Origin of the sequence: Actinomadura nitritigenes (genome assembly GCF_017573545.1) — a bacterium.
GTDB lineage: Bacteria > Actinomycetota > Actinomycetes > Streptosporangiales > Streptosporangiaceae > Spirillospora > Spirillospora nitritigenes.
Window position 1 is genome coordinate 76,245 of record NZ_JAGEOK010000036.1, and the last position, 16,250, is coordinate 92,494.

Genomic DNA, 16,250 nt, shown 5'->3' on the forward strand with positions numbered 1-16,250 from the left:
GGTCCCCGGTGTTAGTCTGACCGTGTGGTCAAAAATGATGACGGCCGGATCGGGGTCGTGGCCGCGCTGGTGCGGTCCTCGTTCCTCGTGGACGCCGTGTACGCGGCGTCGGCCCGGGAGTACGGGCTGACCCAGCAGCAGGGGCAGCTGCTCTGCGTGCTGATGGGGCGGTCGTACGGCATGGGCGAGCTGGGCGCGACGCTGGGGCTGGCGAAGTCGAGCCTCACCGGCCTGGTGGACCGCACCGAGCGCAACGGGCTGGTGCGGCGCGAGCCGGACCCCCGGGACACGCGGGCGGTACGGGTCGCGCTGACCCCTCGGGGCGCCGAGCTCGTCGACGCGTTCTACACCGAGACCTGCAAGCGGATCGACGATCTGGCGGGCGGTCTGAGCGCCGGGGAGCGGGACGCGCTCGCCGGGCTGCTCGGCCGCGTCGTGCAGGACAACGAGGTCCCCATGGTCTTCCAGGAGCCGGACGAGGAGGCCGCCGCCGACCGCCCGCGCTGATGCCGGGGCATCGCCTCCCGCGCCGGCGAAGGTTGTTGTTCGTAGTACGAACTGCTACCGTTCGTACCACGAACTGATCCTTTCTTGCGGGAGTGGTGTCATCATGGGTCGTACGGTCGCGGTCATCGGCGGAGGGTACGGCGGCGCGTCGGTCGCCAAGGCGTTGCAGGCGGAGGCCGACGTCGTGCTCATCGATCCGCGCGACGCGTTCGTCAACGCGGCCGCGTCGCTGCGGGCGCTCACCAGGCCCGACTGGGCCGCCAACATGTTCTTCCCCTACGCGACGCTGCTCACCGGGGGCGGCCGGCTGGTCCGCGACCGCGCGGTCTCCGTCGACCCCCGCGGCGTCACCCTGGCGTCCGGCGGCCGCGTCGACGCCGACTACCTGGTGCTGGCCACCGGCTCCAGCTACGCCTACCCGGCCAAGCCCGGCTCCGACACCGTCGACGAGGCGCTCGACGATCTCCGCCGGACCCACAAGGAGCTGCGGGGCGCCGGCCGGGTGCTGATCCTCGGCGCCGGGCCGGTCGGGCTGGAACTGGCCGGGGAGATCAAGGAGGTCTGGCCGGACAAGCAGGTCACCGTCACCGACCCGGCCGCCGAACTGCTGCCCGGCTTCGAGCCCGAGGTCGTCGCCGGCCTCCGGCGCCAGCTCGACGAGCGGGGCATCGAGGTGCGGCTCGGCACCGCCCTCGCCGCGCCGCCGGCCACCGGGCCCGGCCGGGCCGGCACCTTCACCGCCACCACCACCGGGGGCGAGGAGATCACCGCCGACATCTGGTTCCGCGCCTACGGCGTGCGGACCAACAGCGACTACCTCGCCGACGGTCGCCTCACGACCCCGGACCCGCAGGGCCGGGTCAGCGTCACCGAGTCCCTCAACGTCGCCGGGCACGACCACGTCTACGCGGTCGGCGACATCACCGACGTCGCGGAGGCCAAGATGGCCGGGTGGGCGATGCAGCACGCCGAGGTCGTCGTCGAGAACATCAAGGCCCGGCTGAACGGCGAGCGGCCCACGGCCGTCTACCGGCCGCAGCCGTTCCCGATGATGCTGCTCCCGCTCGGCACCCGCGGCGGCGTCGGGCAGCTGCCGACCCCGGACGGCCCGTCCGTCGCGTCGCCCGAGATGGTCGCCGAGTACAAGGGCACGGACCTGTTCACCGGCCGCTTCGTCGGCCAGTTCGGCCCCACCGCCTGAGACAGGCTCCACCACCTGACAGGCTCCACCGCCTGAAGCACGCCTTACCGCTTGAAACGGGCGCCCAGCGGCGCCGTCCCCGATCCCATAGCAACGAAAGGCGGAGCCATGCCCGCACAGGAAGTCGTCTTCGGTTTCGGAGCGCACAGCACCATCGACGACGGGCCGGCGCTCATGCGCATGGTCCGGCGCGCCGACCGCGACGGGCTGGACGTCTTCTCGCTCTCCGACCACCCCTACATCGGAGCGCGCCTGGACGCCTACGCCACCATCGGGTTCCTCCTCGGCCGGACGGAGCGGATCGCCGGGTTCGCCAACGTCACGAACCTGCCGACCCGCCCGGCCCCGATGCTCGCGCGGGCGGTGACGACGCTGTCCGCGCTGTCCGGCGGGCGCGTCGTGCTCGGCATGGGCGCGGGCGGGCTGTGGGACCGGATCGCCGACATGGGCGTCCCGCGGCTCGCGCCCGCCGACGCCGTCGACGCCTTCGAGGAGGCGATCGTGCTGGTCAGGAAGCTCTCCGGGGGCGGGGAGCCGGTCACCCACGAGGGGCGCCACTACCGGGTCGACGAGATCGAGCCGGCGCCGGTGGACGCGCCGCCGGTCTGGACGGGCTCGGTGGGCCGGCGGTCGCTGGCCGCCACCGGGCGGGTCGCCGACGGCTGGATCCCGGGCCACGCGGCGGACTGGCTCAGCGAGCGGTACCGGACGTCCCGCCCGGTCATCGACGAGGCGGCCGCCGCCGCGGGACGCGACCCGGCCGCGGTCCGCACGGTCTTCAACCTGCCCGGACGCATCACCGACCGGCCGCTGGCCGCCACGCGCGACGGCGACGGGCGCTGGACCGGCGGGTCGGCCGCCCAGTGGGCGGAGGAGCTGACCGGCGCGGTCCTGGAGCACGGCGCGTCCGGCTTCGTCCTGTTCTCGCCCGAGGGCGGCACGCAGGACGAGGTCTCGCTCGGCCGCTGGGCAGGGGAGATCGTCCCGGCGGTCCGCGAGGCGGTCGCCAAGGAGGCCGGCTGAGGACCGCCGGGCGCCGCCCGCGGGACGGCGCCCGGCACGGCGCCCCGCCTCAGGACAGCATGTACACCCGGTACTGCATGAACCGGTAGTTCGTCGGGTCGTACCACTGGCTGACGATGATGTGGAAGTTGCCGAACGTCGAGCCGGGGACGACGAACCCGCCGTACGGGGCGGTGACGACGTTGGCCACCTGCGCCTGCGCCGGGCCGTTGACGATCATCGTCTGCTCCAGCGTCCTGGTCAGGTCCGAGGTCGGGAGCGGGAAGACCATCGCCCGGATCGTCGCCGTCGCGGCGTCCAGCCAGGTGAGGACGTACTTGCCGTCCATCGCGCGGAAGCAGATCTCGCCGTACCGGCGGTCGGCCATGACCGTCGTCGGGGGCGCGCCCCAGCGCCAGCCGCCGTCGGCGTAGCCCCACGGCTCGTAGGCGCCCGGATCGCCGAGGGCATCCTGGCGCACCCGGTGCAGCAGCAGCCCGGAGTCCCTGTCGCGGTTGAAGACCGAGGACAGGACGTAGCAGTACCCGTCGTCGGCGACCGCGTAGGTCTTCTGCTGGAACTGGCCGCCGTGCATGTCACCGGGCCACTGGCACAGGTACTCCCAGGTCTCGCCGTTGTCGAAGGAGCGCCAGAAGTCGGTGTGGTGGGTGTCGAAGATGACGCCGCGCATGAGGTGCATGTACATGACGCCGTCGACGACGAACGCGTCGGACGGGATCGCCGTCGTGAACTTGTCGTCGCCGACGGGGGTGTGCGGCTCGTCGACGAGGCTCCGGGCGTTGCCGCCCCCGACGCTCCCGTCGATGCGCAGGTCGCCGACGTCCCCGTTGCCGGAGCGCAGGCCCGCCGGCGCGCGCCAGTACGAGGGCTCGCCGGGGCCGGGGACGTGGGGGCCGTCGAAGGTGTCGCCGCAGACGAACAGCATGGTGCCGTCGGGGCACCGCACGGGAATGCCGAGGTCGGTCCACGGCGCGTTGAACGGGCCCGTCTCGGCCGGGCCGCTGAGGTCCTTCACCTTGACCGCGACCGTCGGGCTGGAGGGATCGCCCGGGTTGCCGACCGGTGCCGCGGCGGCCCGCCGGTTCCGGCCGAGGTCGCTCCAGCCCGCGGCGGCGATCCCCGCTCCCACGGCGGCGCCGGCGCCGATTCTGAGGAGCCTGCGGCGGGAGTACCCGCCGGTCGCCGCGTTGGTGCCGTCCGATGAACCTGCCATCGCCGCCGCCTTCCGGATCAGGGTGCTGGGAGCCGTTCCCGGCGCCGCCTGGGGCGGGGTGGAAGCGTGCGGGCGCCAGGTCAAAAGAACACCGATGTCTTTTTTACAGCACGCAGGCACCGGACGCCAGGGCGCGACGTCCGGTGGACGGGCTTGAGCGGCCCGTGGCCCGGTCCGGAAAGGCGGGCGGGCGGGCCGGGCGGGCGGGTCAGCCCGCCTTCGCCGGGCCGAGCTTCTCGACGATCAGGCGGTAGAGCTGGCGGGGACGGCCGGGCTGCGGGGTGCGGTTCGGGGGGAGCGGCCAGGCGAGGCCCTCCTCGACGAGGGTGCGCAGCAGCCGGCGGGCGGTGCGCGGCGTGACCCCGAGCATCTTCCCGGCGTTCTCGGCGTCCACGATCAGCGGCTGCTCCTGGTCGCCGAGCTTGTCGGCGAGCCGCGCGAGGATCTCCAGGCCCTTCGGCTTGGCCTGCGGCTGGCTGCGCGGCGGGGTGCGCGGGGCCGGGACGAGCGCGCGGCCGTCCCGGTCGAGCGCGAAGCCCTGCGCGCGCTGGGAGCTCTGCGACCGGGCGAGCGCGGCGCGGGCGTGGTTCTCCGCCTCGTGCGCGGTGCGCCCCATCCCGATGCCGACCTCGATCGCGAGGCCGAGCTCCTCGCGGACCCGCTCGACGAACGGCGGCGTCCGGAAGCCCTCGGTGGACGCGGTGACGGACCCGCGCGTCGCGATGACGAGGTAGCTGTGGTCGTCCAGCGGCCACACCGACGCGTTCATCCGGTGCGCCTCCTGGAGCAGCACGCGGTGCAGCGCGAGCTTCAGCTCGTCCCGCCAGTAGCGGGGGGTGACGCGGCGGGGGGTCTCGCGCAGGGTCGGGACGTCCACCAGCACGACGACGAGCTGCGACTCCTCGAGCCGGTGGTGGGCGCCGAGCAGCGCGGCGGTCTGCAGGGAGCTGCGGATGGACGCGCCGGTCGGGCGGACCCGGATGGTCGGCACCCCCGCCATCTCCATCCGCTCGGCGGTGGCGTGCACGCAGGTCATCGCGACGGTGGTCGCGCCGCGCCGCCACAGCCGCTCGTGGAAGGCGGCGAGCGTGCCGGGGCCGGCGGCCTCCTCGCGCAGGTGGACCTGCTCGGTGCCGAGGTTGATCTCGGCGTAGGCCTCCTCGACCTCGGCGCGGCCGAGCACGTCGATGCTGACCCGGGACGGGTCGAAGCGCTCGTCGAGGGAGGCGCGCAGCAGCGCCCCCTGTAACGCGGCGCCGTTCAGCGGGACGTACGTCGCGGGCATGGTGAGCACGCCGGCCTTGCGCGCGAAGTCGTAGGGGACCGGGCTGGCGAACAGGCAGACGTCCACCCCCGACCCCAGCCGGACGACCTTGTCGGCCGCCTCCTGCTCGTCGCGGTAGGCGGCGGCCACCAGCCGGCTCGGCACCGGCGTCGGGCCGTGGCCCATCAGCATGACCCGTTCGACGAGGTCATGGGGGCCCACCACGCCGATGGTGAGATCAGGCGTGACCGAGCCCGTTCGTGCCGCCGTCATCGATGATCGCTCGCTTCCGGTCCATCCTCTCGGGGGCACGGCCCCGGCCACGCGTTCGCGCACGCTCCGCCCAACGGTCGTCTCATGGCTTGTCGCCCCTGCCTTCTGACCCAGCACCGCAGTTCCCGTGCGATTCGTTCCTCAGTGGGCAGATCGGGTCAGGGCGGCGATGTGTGACGCCCAGACGCGAAATCGAATCAAGAGTGCGGCGAAAAAGTAACCTACGCGACCCCCTGGTCAGTAATTTGTCACCAATCGGTCAGTCTTGATCCTGCATCTTCGGACGTCCGAAGTTGAAAAACAAGACCCGAAAACGCCAGGAGGGCCACCTCCGGGCGCTGGCGCGCACTGGGAAGACCCCTGCGGTGTCCGTTTGGTTTACGCGCGGCCCGAAACTCGATCAACCCGTTGCCGGCGGCCCCGGAAAGACGAGTGATCCGTCCGGGCGGCTCCGAGCGTGCGTCCCGGTGATTTTTCACCGTCCCCGGAAGGGGTGTTTTTGGATCGTTCCATCCAGATTTCCCCGCTGGTCAGGAAGGCGCCCGTCCGGCCTGGTGCGACCCGGTGCCCCGACTTTGCGTGACGGTCCGGTGACGACTGGTCCACCCCGTTTCCCGGCGCGCTGTGACAAGGCTGGTAAGGAACCACTCGCGATTGGGTCAGAGGGGAGGCCACATGCGGCCGATTCGCCCGGACGAAAATGACCGGCCAGTCAGCAGCAGACCGGCCCGGCGGGATCATCCCGCCGGGCCGGTCTGGCGTCGTTGAGGGGCCGGTCAGTCCGCTTCGCGGACGATGTCGGCGCCGAGCTGAGAGAGGCGCTCGGCGGTGTGCGCGTGACCGCGGTCCAGGTAGTAGGCGGAGGTGATCGTCGTCTCGCCCTCGGCCGCCAGGCCCGCGAGCACCAGCGCGCTGCCGCAGCGCAGGTCGTGCGCCTCCACCTCGGCGCCGCGCAGCGCGCGCGGCCCGTTGACCTTGGCGCGGTTGCCGTCCACCTCGATGTCGGCGCCCATCTTGCCCAGCTCGTCGGCCAGCTTGAACCGGCCGTCGAAGATCCGCTCGTAGATGTAGGACGGGCCCTCGGCCAGGCAGGACAGCGCCATGATCGGCGACTGCAGGTCGGTGGCGAAGCCCGGGTACTCGTCGGTGATCACGTTGATCGGGCGGAGCGTGCGCTCCCGCCGGACCTGGAGCACCGCGCCCTGCTGGTGGAACTCGACGCCCATCTGCTCGAGCTTGTCGGCGGCGACGCCGAGGTGCTCCAGCGTGGCGCCGACGAGGTTCAGGTCGCCGCCGGTGATCGCGGCGGCCATCACGAAGACGCCGGCGTCGATCCGGTCCGGCATGACGGTGTGCTCGACGGCGGTCAGCTCGTCGACGCCCTCGACGGTGATGAAGCCGGTGCCGCCGCCGCTGATCTTCGCGCCCATCGCCTGGAGGATCGCGATGTTGTCGAGCACCTCCGGCTCCAGCGCCGCGTTCTTGATCAGCGTGGTGCCGTGCGCCAGCGCCGCGGCCATGATCAGGTTCTCGGTGCCGGTGTGCGACGGCGTGTCGCAGTACAGCGTCCCGCCGCGCAGGTCGCCGGCCTTGATGTGGATGATGCCGTCACCGTTGTCGGCCACATGCTCGGTGACCGTGGCGCCCATCCGCTTGAAGCCGTTGTAGTGGAAGTCCAGGTTCCGGCTGCCGAGATTGCAACCGCCGACGCCCTCGATGACGGCCTCGCCGAGCCGATGCAGCAGCGCCGGCACGAAGAGGAACGAGCCGCGGAAGCGGGAGGCGATCTCGCCGGGGAGCACCGGGCTGCTGAGCGAGGAGGCGTCGATCACGAGGGTGCGTTCGGTCTCGTGCAGCTCGGCCTTGGCGCCGACCGCCCGGGCGAGCTCCACCGCCCGCCGGACGTCCTCGATGATCGGAACGTTCCGCAGCACCGTGCGTCCGCGGGAGGCCATCAGCGAGGCACCGATCATCGGCAGGACGGCGTTCTTGGCGCCCTGGACGAAGACGGTGCCGTGCAGCTGCCGGCCGCCGCGCACGCGATACCGAACCTCGTGGCCCATGCTCATTCCGCCATATCTCCTTCGAAACGCGGTTAAGGTGCCTGCCCGATGAAGGTGGGACCACGGGGGCCGGGCGCGCCGATCGGTCCCGCTGCGCCAGGGCGACCCCAGTAAACCACCGGTCCGGGGATGGGGTGTCCGCATGCGCCACCCTCGCGCCAGTCTGCTAGGTGAGATCCCCAGAGCGGCCCAAAGGTTCGCATTCCCGAGGAAAATCCGAGCCGAGGCGTCCGGCGGACGGGTGCGGTCCGGCGGGTCTAGGGTGATCATCCATGGACGAGTCGCCCGGCTGGGAAGCCATCGACGCCGCGCTGCGCCCCCTCTACGGGGACGTCGAGCCGTACCACTTGGGCACCGTGGTCAAGTGGGCGCTGGGCGGCCCGGATCCGCTCGACGGGATCAGCATCTACGCCCGGACCGAGCCCATCCCGCACTGGCATTTCATTTCGTACGGAATGTCCGAGTTGTACAGGAAGGAATCCGCCGATCCGGACGAGTCCGGATGGGGATTCGAGTTCACCTTCCGGCTCGCCCGCGACCCGGCGGAGGCCGAGCCGCCGGTCTGGGCGGCCAACCTGCTGCAGAACCTCGGCCGGTACGTGTTCAGCTCGGGCAACTGGTTCGAGGCCGGGCACCACATGAACGTCAACGGGCCGATCGCCGCCGACCGCGAGGACTCGGAGATCCGCGCCATCGCGTTCGTCGCCGACCCGGAGCTGGGCGAGATCGGCACGCCGCACGGCCGGGTCCGGTTCCTGCAGGTCGTCGGGCTCGCGTCGGAGGAGTACGAGGCGGTCCGGCAGTGGGACGCCGCGTCGTTCCTGCGGGCGGTCGAGCCGCACCTGCCGCTGTTCGTCACCGACATCGACCGGCGCTCCCTCCTCGCCGACCCGGACCTGGCCCGCGCCGTCCGCCAGGGCATCGCGCGCGACGGGTCGAGCAGCGGCGCCCTGTACGTGACCACCGCGCACTGGGAACTGGACGGCGCGTCCGCGACCCTGCGGATCGGCGCGCTGCAGGCGGAGGCGATCGCACAGTCGCTGCGTGGGCGGCTGCCCTTCGGCCGCACGCTGCTCCTGCAGACCGAGGACACCCGGATGGTGTTCCAGCCGGCCGGCGCGTACGCGGTCGTGGAACCCGAGGACGGGCGCCTCGACGTGAGCATCCCGCCGGAGGGCCTGGACGACGTCGTCGCCGCCCTCCGCCCGGTCGCGGGCAGCACCCCGATCGCTTCCCTGCCGGGACTGACCGTCGAGATCGTCCCGACCCATATGCGGGACCGCTTCGGCAACGAGACCGGCGAAGTCGTCGGCTGACCCCTCGTCGGCTGACCCTCGTCGGACGACCCTCAGCGGGCGGTTTCGAGGACCTCCACCTCGTCGCCGACCGTGAGGGTGCCCAGCTCGCGCGGGACGGCGTTCTGGCCGAACCGGATGCCGCGGTCGATCGTCCGGTACGACGCCAGCGTCCGCAGCGGCTCGCGGCCCCGCTCGCCCGTCTCCTGGTCGGTGGTGGTGATGACGCACCGCGCGCACGCCTTGACCATCTCGATGACGGTCTCGCCGACGCGCAGCAGCCGCACGGCGTCCTCCGCGTACGCGCCGAGCCCTTCGATGACCAGGCTCGGACGGAACCGGTTCATCGGCAGCGGCTCGTCCAGCCGCGCGTTCAGATCGGCGAGGGACTCGGCGGAGACGACCAGCAGCGGGTAGCCGTCGGCGAACATCACCTCGCCGCCGCCCCGCGACGTCGCGCGGTGCCCGGTGAAGCGGACCAGCCGGCAGTCGGCGTCCAGCAGCGCCGAGAACCAGGCGGCGGCCTCGTCGCCCTGGTCGACGCCCCGCGTCTCGTGCCGGTGGACGGTCACGCCCAGCACCTCGCCGTCGTCCACCGCCTTGTGGACGAGCCGGGAGGCGCCGGGCGCGTCGACGCTGAGGACCTCGCCGTCGTAGGACGGGCGCAGCAGCGCCATCCCGGCGAGGTCCCGCTGCGACAGGAACCGGCCCGACGGCGCGACGAGCATGAACTCCCGGTCGTGCGGGAGGCCCCGCGCGGTCAGCCCGGCGGTGCGCAGCGCGGTGCCGCCGCCGCTCTTGAGCGGGTAGGCGTTCAGCTCGGTCAGGATCGCCGTCACGGTCGCTCCGGGGGATCGGGTCAGGCCAGCGCGGCCAGACGGTCGAAGACGGGGCCGAGGCGCTGCACGAACCGCTCGGGGCGGCACACCTCGTCCAGCCGCGCCTCGTCCAGCGTGAGGCCCGCCTCGGCGGCGCGCGCGCGGAGCGTCTCGCGGAACGGGACGCCCGTCTCCCACGTCTCCATCGCGGCCTTCTGGACCAGCGGGTACGCCTCGTCGTCGCGGGACATCCCGGCCTCGACCAGCTCCAGCAGCACCGTCGAGGTGTAGATCAGGCCGCCCGTCGACTCCAGGTTCGCCTTCATCCGCGCCTCGTCCACGACCAGCCCGGACATCAGCCGGTTCGTCAGGTTCAGCATGTAGTCGAGGGCGATCGACGCGTCCGGCAGCGCGATCCGCTCCGTGGAGGAGTGCGAGATGTCGCGCTCGTGCCAGAGCGGGATGCCCTCCAGCACCGGGACGATCTGCGCCCGCACGATCCGCGCCATCCCGGCGAGCCGCTCGGAGATGATCGGGTTCTTCTTGTGCGGCATCGCCGACGAGCCCTTCTGGCCCTTGCCGAACGGCTCCCACAGCTCGCGGACCTCGGTGCGCTGCCCGTGCCGGACCTCCAGCGCGATCGCCTCGCACACCGTCGCCATGATCGCCAGCGCGGACGTCCACTCGGAGATGCCGTCGCGCATCACGACCTGCGTCGACACGTCCGCGCTCTTCAGGCCGAGCTTGCGCGCCACGTGCATCTCGACGGCCGGGTCGATGTTGGAGTACGTCCCGACCGCGCCGGAGATCGCCATCACGCCGACGGCCTCGCGGGCGCGGCGCAGCCGGTCCCGCGACCGGGCCGTCGCGAACGCGAAGTCGGCGACGCGGTGCCCCCACACGTCCGGCTCGCCGTGGATGCCGTGCGTCCGGCCGACCCGCAGCGTCGCCCGGTGCGCGAGCGCGTGGTCCCGCAGCGTCGCGACCAGCGCGTCCGCCTTCGCCAGCAGGATGTCGGTCGCCTCGACGAGCTGCAGCGCCAGCGCCGTGTCCAGCAGGTCGGACGAGGTCATGCCGAAGTGGACGTACCGGGCCGCCTCGCGGGGCTCGGTGTTGTCCGCCCACGCCGACAGGAAGGCGATCACGTCGTGCTGGGTGACCGCCTCGATCTCGTGCACCGCCTCCGGCGTCGGCGGCGGCGCCTTGCGCACCGGCTCCACCACCTCCGGCGGGATCGTGCCGGCCTCGGCGTGGGCCTCGACCACCAGGGTCTCGACCTGGCACCACAGCTCGTATTTGTGCGCGTCGCTCCAGACGCGTCCCATCTCCGGAAGGGTGTACCGCTCGATCACGCTCGAATTCTCCCAGGTCGTGTAGGTGCGGTGGCCGGGCGGGTCAGGCTTGGGCGGCCTTGAGGGCGATGTCGGTGCGGTGGTGCGAGCCCGGCAGGCCGATCCGGGAGACGGCCTCGTAGGCGGTGGCGCGGGCCGCGGCCAGGTCCGGGCCGGTGCCGACGACGTTGAGGACGCGCCCGCCGCCCGCGACGAGCCGCCCGTCCGCGCCGTACTTCGTCCCGGCGTGCAGCACGTACGCGCCGTCGACCGCCGCGGCCTCGTCCAGCCCGGTGATCTCCCCGCCCTTCACCGGCGCCGCCGGGTACCCCTCGGCCGCCACGACGACCGTGACGGCGGAGCCGGGACGCCACTCCAGCTCCGTCCGCGGGTCGAGGCCGCCGATCGCGCAGGACTGGAGCAGCACTCCGAGCGGCGTCGCCAGCCGGTCCAGGACGACCTGGGTCTCCGGGTCGCCGAACCGCGCGTTGAACTCGATCACCCGGACGCCCTGGGACGTGATCGCGAGGCCCGCGTACAGCACCCCCACGTACGGCGTCTCGCGGCGCCTCAGCTCGTCCACGACGGGCTGGACGACCCGGTACATGACCTCGTCCACCAGGTCGTCCGGCGCCCACGGCAGCGGCGTGTAGGCGCCCATCCCGCCGGTGTTGGGGCCCTCGTCGCCGTCGTGGGCGCGCTTGAAGTCCTGGGCGGGCAGCAGCGGGACGGCGTGCTGGCCGTCGCACAGCGCGAACAGCGACACCTCGGGGCCGTCGAGGTACTCCTCGATCACCACGCGGCCGCAGGCGGCGGCGTGCGCGGCGGCGACGTCCCGGTCGAGGGTGACGACGACGCCCTTGCCGGCGGCGAGCCCGTCGTCCTTCACCACGTACGGCGCCCCGAACGCGTCGAGCGCCTCCTCCACCTGCGCGGTGGTCTCGCAGACGCGGGAGTCGGCGGTCGGCACCCCGGCCGCCGCCATGATCTCCTTGGCGAACGCCTTGGACCCCTCGATCCGCGCGGCCTCCTTGTCGGGGCCGAAGCACGGGATGCCGGCCCGGCGCACCGCGTCGCCGACGCCCGCCACCAGCACCGCCTCGGGGCCGACGACGACCAGCTCGATGCCGAGCCGCCCGGCCAGCTCCACCACCGCCGTCGGGTCGCAGGGGTCGAGCTGGTGGTTGTCCGCGATCTCGGCCGTGCCCGGGTTGCCCGGGGCGCAGTGGACGGCGGTGACGGCAGGGTCGCGGTGCAGGGCGCGGGCGAGCGCATGCTCGCGGCCACCCGATCCAAGGACGAGTACTCGCACGTCACGCGAGCTTACTGGTCCGGGCGGTTCGGTGTGGTCGGCGGGAAGGCGGGCATAAGCCCCCAGCGGTAGGGCGTTGGGGACAGTGCGGGCGGTCGTCCCCGACACCGCCGGGCCCGGATGAGGCGGCCGTCACACGCGCCTCCTGTGAACCTCACCGAACGGCCCGGCGTCATAAATGTCGGCTGGTAGGCTGCGACGGGCTTGACGCCCCGTGGTCGAGGTGGGTGAAAGGAGGTGGTCGGGATGAGTCCTGGTGATACTTGCAGTTCGCCAGAGAACCCTCACAGTCCGGACAGGACTGTCCATCCGTCCGCCTCCATCTGGCGTCCGGCCATCGCCCTCGCGCGCTCCCCTCGCTGACACGGTCCCGCTGAGCGGGCCCCCGCCGATGCGGAACGGGTAGAGCGCGCCCCTGCGCGCGTGGCCGGCGGGTTAGGAGCACCCCATGGCCATGACACGAGTCCGTCCTGCGCGCGCCACCAAGTCGCTGTTCAAGGCCCGCGGGCGCGCGCACGGCGCACGGGTACAGGGGCGTGCCCGCGATTCCGCCGTCATCGACTGGGCCGCCTACATCGACGGTCACCGCGCGTCCACCGCCACCGTCGAGGACGCCGTCCGCCTGATCCGCGACGGCCGCCTCACCCCCGACGGCGACAGCGCCGGCTTCGTCTGGGTGGGCCTGCACGAGCCGTCGGCCACGGAGCTGTCGGAGCTGGCCGAGGTGTTCGGCCTGCACCCGCTCGCGGTCGAGGACGCCATCCACGCCCACCAGCGGCCCAAGCTGGAGCGCTACGACGACGTCCACTTCGTCGTGATGAAGACGGTCGGCTACGTCCCGAGCGGCCCGGACGAGGCCGAGGTCGTCGAGACCGGCGAGATCATGATCTTCTGCGGCCCGGACTTCGTGGTGACGGTCCGGCACGGCACGCACGGCGAGCTCGGCCCCGTCCGCCGCCAGCTCGAGAAGGACCCGGCCCGCCTCGCGATGGGGCCCGCCGCCGTCCTGCACGCCGTCGCCGACCGCGTCGTGGACGGCTACGTCTGCGTCGCCGACGCCGTCCAGGAGGACATCGACGAGGTCGAGGAGGCGGTGTTCTCGCCGGAGCGCACCGACGAGGCCCGCCGCATCTACCGCCTCAAGCGCGAGGTCATCCAGCTCAAGCGGGCCGTCGGCCCGCTCGCCGGCCCGCTGCGCAACCTGTCCGGCCGGCGCTTCGTGCCCGCCGAGATCAAGGAGTACCTCCGCGACGTCGAGGACCACCTCACCCGCGTCCGCGAGCAGGTCGAGGCCTACGACGAGCTGCTGAACCCGATCCTGCAGGCGCACATGACGCAGGTGACGGTCACCGACAACAAGGACATGCGCAAGATCTCGGCGTGGGGCGCGATCTTCATGGTGCCCACCGCGATCACCGGCGTCTACGGGATGAACTTCGACTTCATGCCCGAGACGAAGTGGCACTACGGCTACCCGATGATCGTCGGTGTCATCGCCTTCATCTGCCTCAGCCTGTACCGGGGCTTCCGCCGCAACGGCTGGCTCTGATTACTGCAACCCCGGCCCAGGGCACTCGCCTAGCGGCTCGCACCCTGACCGTGCTCGGGCGAGCGCGACATCGCTTCGCGATCTTCCCGGTGGGGCTCGCCTCCGGCTTCGCCCCACCGGTCAGGTAACGCGCTCGCGTGCCACGAGGCGGTGGGCGCGGTCGGGGTAGTCGGTGACGATCGCGTCGGCGCCGTACTTGATGAAGCGGGTCATGTCCTCGGGGGCGTTGACCGTCCAGACGGCGACGGCGAGGGCGAGGGCGTGGGCGTCCTCGACCAGGCCGGGCGTGGTGATGGCGTGCTCGGGGGACAGGGCGGTCGCGCCCATCGCGGCGGCGGCGGCGACCGGGTCGTCCGGCGGCAGGCCGGCGAGCCAGCGGGTGCCCGGCACGAGCGTCTTGCGTTCGATCAGCGCGGTGCGGCCGAGGCCCGGGTGGTTGCGGTGGGCCTCCACCAGGACGCGCCAGTCGAACGCGAGGAGCCGGCTGCGGGCCGTCATCCCGGCGGCGGCGAGGACGCCGGCGACGGCGGCGGTGAAGAGCTCGACCTCCTCGTCCGTCCAGCCGGGGTCGGTCTTCAGCTCGACGGCGAGGCCGACGCGCGCGGGCGCGAGGAGCGCGCACGCCTCCGCCAGCGTGGGGACGGGGGTGCCGGGCAGCGGGCGCTGGGTCCGCGCGAACGCGTCGTCGCGCTGCCGGACGCCCGCGTCCACCGTCTTGAGCTGCGCGAGCGTCAGCTCCCTGATCGGCTTGCCGACGTACGGGAACGAGGGGTCGTCCGGCCAGGCGGGCGCCGTGTCGGCGAGGTTCGCCGGGGACAGCACCTGGTCGTGACCGAGGACGACGACGCCGTCCGCGGACAGGCCGACGTCCAGCTCGATGACGTCCACGCCCAGTTCGGCGGCGTGCGCGAAGCCCGGCAGCGTGTTCTCCGGGCGCAGCCCGCGCGCCCCCCGATGACCGTGCAGTTCGACGGTCTCCCTGATGCCGACCACCGGGGGGACGGTACCGGCCGTCGCCGAACCCCAGGTGGAGGTCCGGTGAGGGCGGGGGGAACGGCGGGTCAGGGGTTACACCAGGGAGCGCAGGGAGAGCGTCTGGTCGCGGCCGGGGCCGACGCCGATCGCGGAGATCTGCGCGCCCGACATCTCCTCCAGCGCCCGGACGTACGCCTGCGCGTTCTTCGGCAGGTCGTCGAAGGACTTCGCGCCGGTGATGTCCTCCTGCCAGCCGTCCAGGTACTCGAGGATCGGCTTGGCGTGGTGGAAGTCGGTCTGGGTGGCGGGCAGCTCGTCGACGCGCTCGCCGTCCACGTCGTAGGCGACGCACACCGGGACGCGCTCCAGCCCGGACAGGACGTCCAGCTTGGTGAGGAAGAAGTCGGTGATGCCGTTCACCCGGGACGCGTAGCGGGCGATCACCGCGTCGAACCAGCCGCAGCGCCGGTCGCGTCCGGTGGTGACGCCGTACTCGCCGCCGGTCGTGCGCAGGTACTCGCCCCACTCGTCCAGCAGCTCGGTGGGGAACGGTCCGGAGCCGACGCGGGTGGTGTAGGCCTTGAGGATGCCGATCACGCGGGTGATCTTCGTGGGCCCGACGCCGGAGCCCGCGCACGCGCCGCCCGCCGTGGGGCTGGACGACGTCACGAACGGGTAGGTGCCGTGGTCGATGTCCAGCAGCGTGCCCTGGGCGCCCTCCAGCAGCACGACCTTGCCGTCGTCGAGGGCCTTGTTCAGCACGAGCGTGGTGTCGGCGACGAACGGCCTGATGCGCTCGCCGTAGGCCAGGTACTCCTGGACGATCGGGCCGGTCTCGATCCGGCGCCGGTTGTAGACCTTGGTGAGGACCTGGTTCTTCTCGCGCAGCGACAGGTCGAGCTTCTGGGTGAGGATGTTCGGGTCGAACAGGTCCTGCACCCGGATGCCCATCCGGTTGATCTTGTCGGCGTAGGCCGGGCCGATGCCGCGGCCGGTGGTGCCGATCCGGGCCTTGCCGAGGTAGCGCTCGGTGACCTTGTCGAGGGCCCGGTGGTGCGGCATGATCAGGTGCGCGTCCGCCGAGATCAGCAGCCTTTCGCAGCCGATCCCCCGCTCCCGCAGCCCGTCGATCTCCTGCAGCAGGACGGCCGGGTCGATCACCACGCCGTTGCCGATCACCGGGACGACGTCGGGCGACAGGACCCCGGACGGCAGCAGGTGCAGCGCGTAGCTCTTGTCCCCGATGACGACCGTGTGGCCGGCGTTGTTGCCGCCCTGGTAGCGGACGACGTAGTCGACGTCGCCCCCGAGCAGGTCTGTTGCCTTGCCCTTGCCCTCATCCCCCCACTGGGCACCGACAAGAACGATGGCAGGCATGCCACTTTTCCTTCCCACGACGAAGGCCCCGGTCGCCGCAAGCGCGAAG

Annotated in this window: 13 protein-coding genes; 5 read left to right on the forward strand and 8 right to left on the reverse strand. The window is 72.4% G+C overall.

Annotation, left to right across the window (positions count from 1 at the left end; genetic code table 11):
- Positions 1 to 24: 24 nt before the first annotated feature.
- From J4557_RS40175 to J4557_RS40185, 3 genes are all read left to right on the forward strand, one after another.
- Positions 25 to 507 carry a MarR family winged helix-turn-helix transcriptional regulator gene (locus J4557_RS40175; RefSeq protein WP_208272061.1) on the forward strand — a complete coding sequence of 161 codons (483 nt, stop codon included), beginning with the start codon at positions 25 to 27 and terminating at the stop codon, positions 505 to 507.
- A 103-nt stretch (positions 508 to 610) separates the two neighbouring features.
- On the forward strand, positions 611 to 1,708 hold the full coding sequence (locus J4557_RS40180) for an NAD(P)/FAD-dependent oxidoreductase (RefSeq protein ID WP_208272062.1): 1,098 nt from the start codon (positions 611 to 613) through the stop codon (positions 1,706 to 1,708).
- Positions 1,709 to 1,816: 108 nt separating this feature from the next.
- Positions 1,817 to 2,731, forward strand: coding sequence for an LLM class flavin-dependent oxidoreductase (locus J4557_RS40185; RefSeq protein WP_208272063.1), 915 nt, complete (start codon positions 1,817 to 1,819; stop codon positions 2,729 to 2,731).
- A gap of 49 nt (positions 2,732 to 2,780) precedes the next feature.
- Here the strand turns inward: J4557_RS40185 and J4557_RS40190 are convergent, their stop codons facing one another.
- The 3 genes from J4557_RS40190 to murA all read right to left on the reverse strand — a co-directional run bounded on the left by J4557_RS40190 (position 2,781) and on the right by murA (position 7,544).
- Positions 2,781 to 3,944, reverse strand: coding sequence for a DUF4185 domain-containing protein (locus J4557_RS40190; protein ID WP_208272064.1), 1,164 nt, complete (start codon positions 3,942 to 3,944; stop codon positions 2,781 to 2,783).
- Positions 3,945 to 4,152: 208 nt separating this feature from the next.
- Complete coding sequence (locus J4557_RS40195; protein WP_202125990.1) at positions 4,153 to 5,481, reverse strand: transcriptional regulator; 1,329 nt, start codon at positions 5,479 to 5,481, stop codon at positions 4,153 to 4,155.
- Positions 5,482 to 6,257: 776 nt separating this feature from the next.
- A complete protein-coding gene (murA, locus tag J4557_RS40200; protein ID WP_208272099.1) occupies positions 6,258 to 7,544 on the reverse strand; it encodes a UDP-N-acetylglucosamine 1-carboxyvinyltransferase in 1,287 nt (428 codons plus the stop codon).
- A gap of 272 nt (positions 7,545 to 7,816) precedes the next feature.
- On the opposite strand from murA, the gene J4557_RS40205 reads away from it, so the two are divergent.
- Positions 7,817 to 8,860: a suppressor of fused domain protein gene (locus tag J4557_RS40205; protein ID WP_208272065.1), complete on the forward strand. Its 1,044-nt coding sequence runs from the start codon at positions 7,817 to 7,819 to the stop codon at positions 8,858 to 8,860.
- 32 nt (positions 8,861 to 8,892) lie between these two features.
- On the opposite strand, the gene J4557_RS40210 is transcribed toward J4557_RS40205, so the two are convergent.
- Genes J4557_RS40210 through purD form a run of 3 tightly spaced genes read right to left on the reverse strand, consistent with a single transcriptional unit; the run spans position 8,893 to position 12,300 of the window.
- Positions 8,893 to 9,678 carry an MOSC domain-containing protein gene (locus tag J4557_RS40210; RefSeq protein ID WP_208272066.1) on the reverse strand — a complete coding sequence of 262 codons (786 nt, stop codon included), beginning with the start codon at positions 9,676 to 9,678 and terminating at the stop codon, positions 8,893 to 8,895.
- Positions 9,679 to 9,698: 20 nt separating this feature from the next.
- Positions 9,699 to 11,009 carry an adenylosuccinate lyase gene (gene purB / locus J4557_RS40215; protein ID WP_208272067.1) on the reverse strand — a complete coding sequence of 437 codons (1,311 nt, stop codon included), beginning with the start codon at positions 11,007 to 11,009 and terminating at the stop codon, positions 9,699 to 9,701.
- 43 nt (positions 11,010 to 11,052) lie between these two features.
- Positions 11,053 to 12,300: a phosphoribosylamine--glycine ligase gene (purD, locus tag J4557_RS40220; RefSeq protein WP_208272068.1), complete on the reverse strand. Its 1,248-nt coding sequence runs from the start codon at positions 12,298 to 12,300 to the stop codon at positions 11,053 to 11,055.
- A 448-nt stretch (positions 12,301 to 12,748) separates the two neighbouring features.
- Here purD and J4557_RS40225 point away from each other — a divergent pair, with 448 nt between their 5' ends.
- Positions 12,749 to 13,849, forward strand: coding sequence for a magnesium and cobalt transport protein CorA (locus J4557_RS40225; protein WP_208272069.1), 1,101 nt, complete (start codon positions 12,749 to 12,751; stop codon positions 13,847 to 13,849).
- A gap of 120 nt (positions 13,850 to 13,969) precedes the next feature.
- On the opposite strand, the gene J4557_RS40230 is transcribed toward J4557_RS40225, so the two are convergent.
- Both J4557_RS40230 and J4557_RS40235 read right to left on the reverse strand, forming a co-directional pair.
- Positions 13,970 to 14,842: a glycerophosphodiester phosphodiesterase family protein gene (locus J4557_RS40230; RefSeq protein ID WP_307800488.1), complete on the reverse strand. Its 873-nt coding sequence runs from the start codon at positions 14,840 to 14,842 to the stop codon at positions 13,970 to 13,972.
- A 75-nt stretch (positions 14,843 to 14,917) separates the two neighbouring features.
- Positions 14,918 to 16,201 carry an adenylosuccinate synthase gene (locus tag J4557_RS40235; RefSeq protein ID WP_208272070.1) on the reverse strand — a complete coding sequence of 428 codons (1,284 nt, stop codon included), beginning with the start codon at positions 16,199 to 16,201 and terminating at the stop codon, positions 14,918 to 14,920.
- Between the last annotated feature and the right edge of the window lie 49 nt (positions 16,202 to 16,250).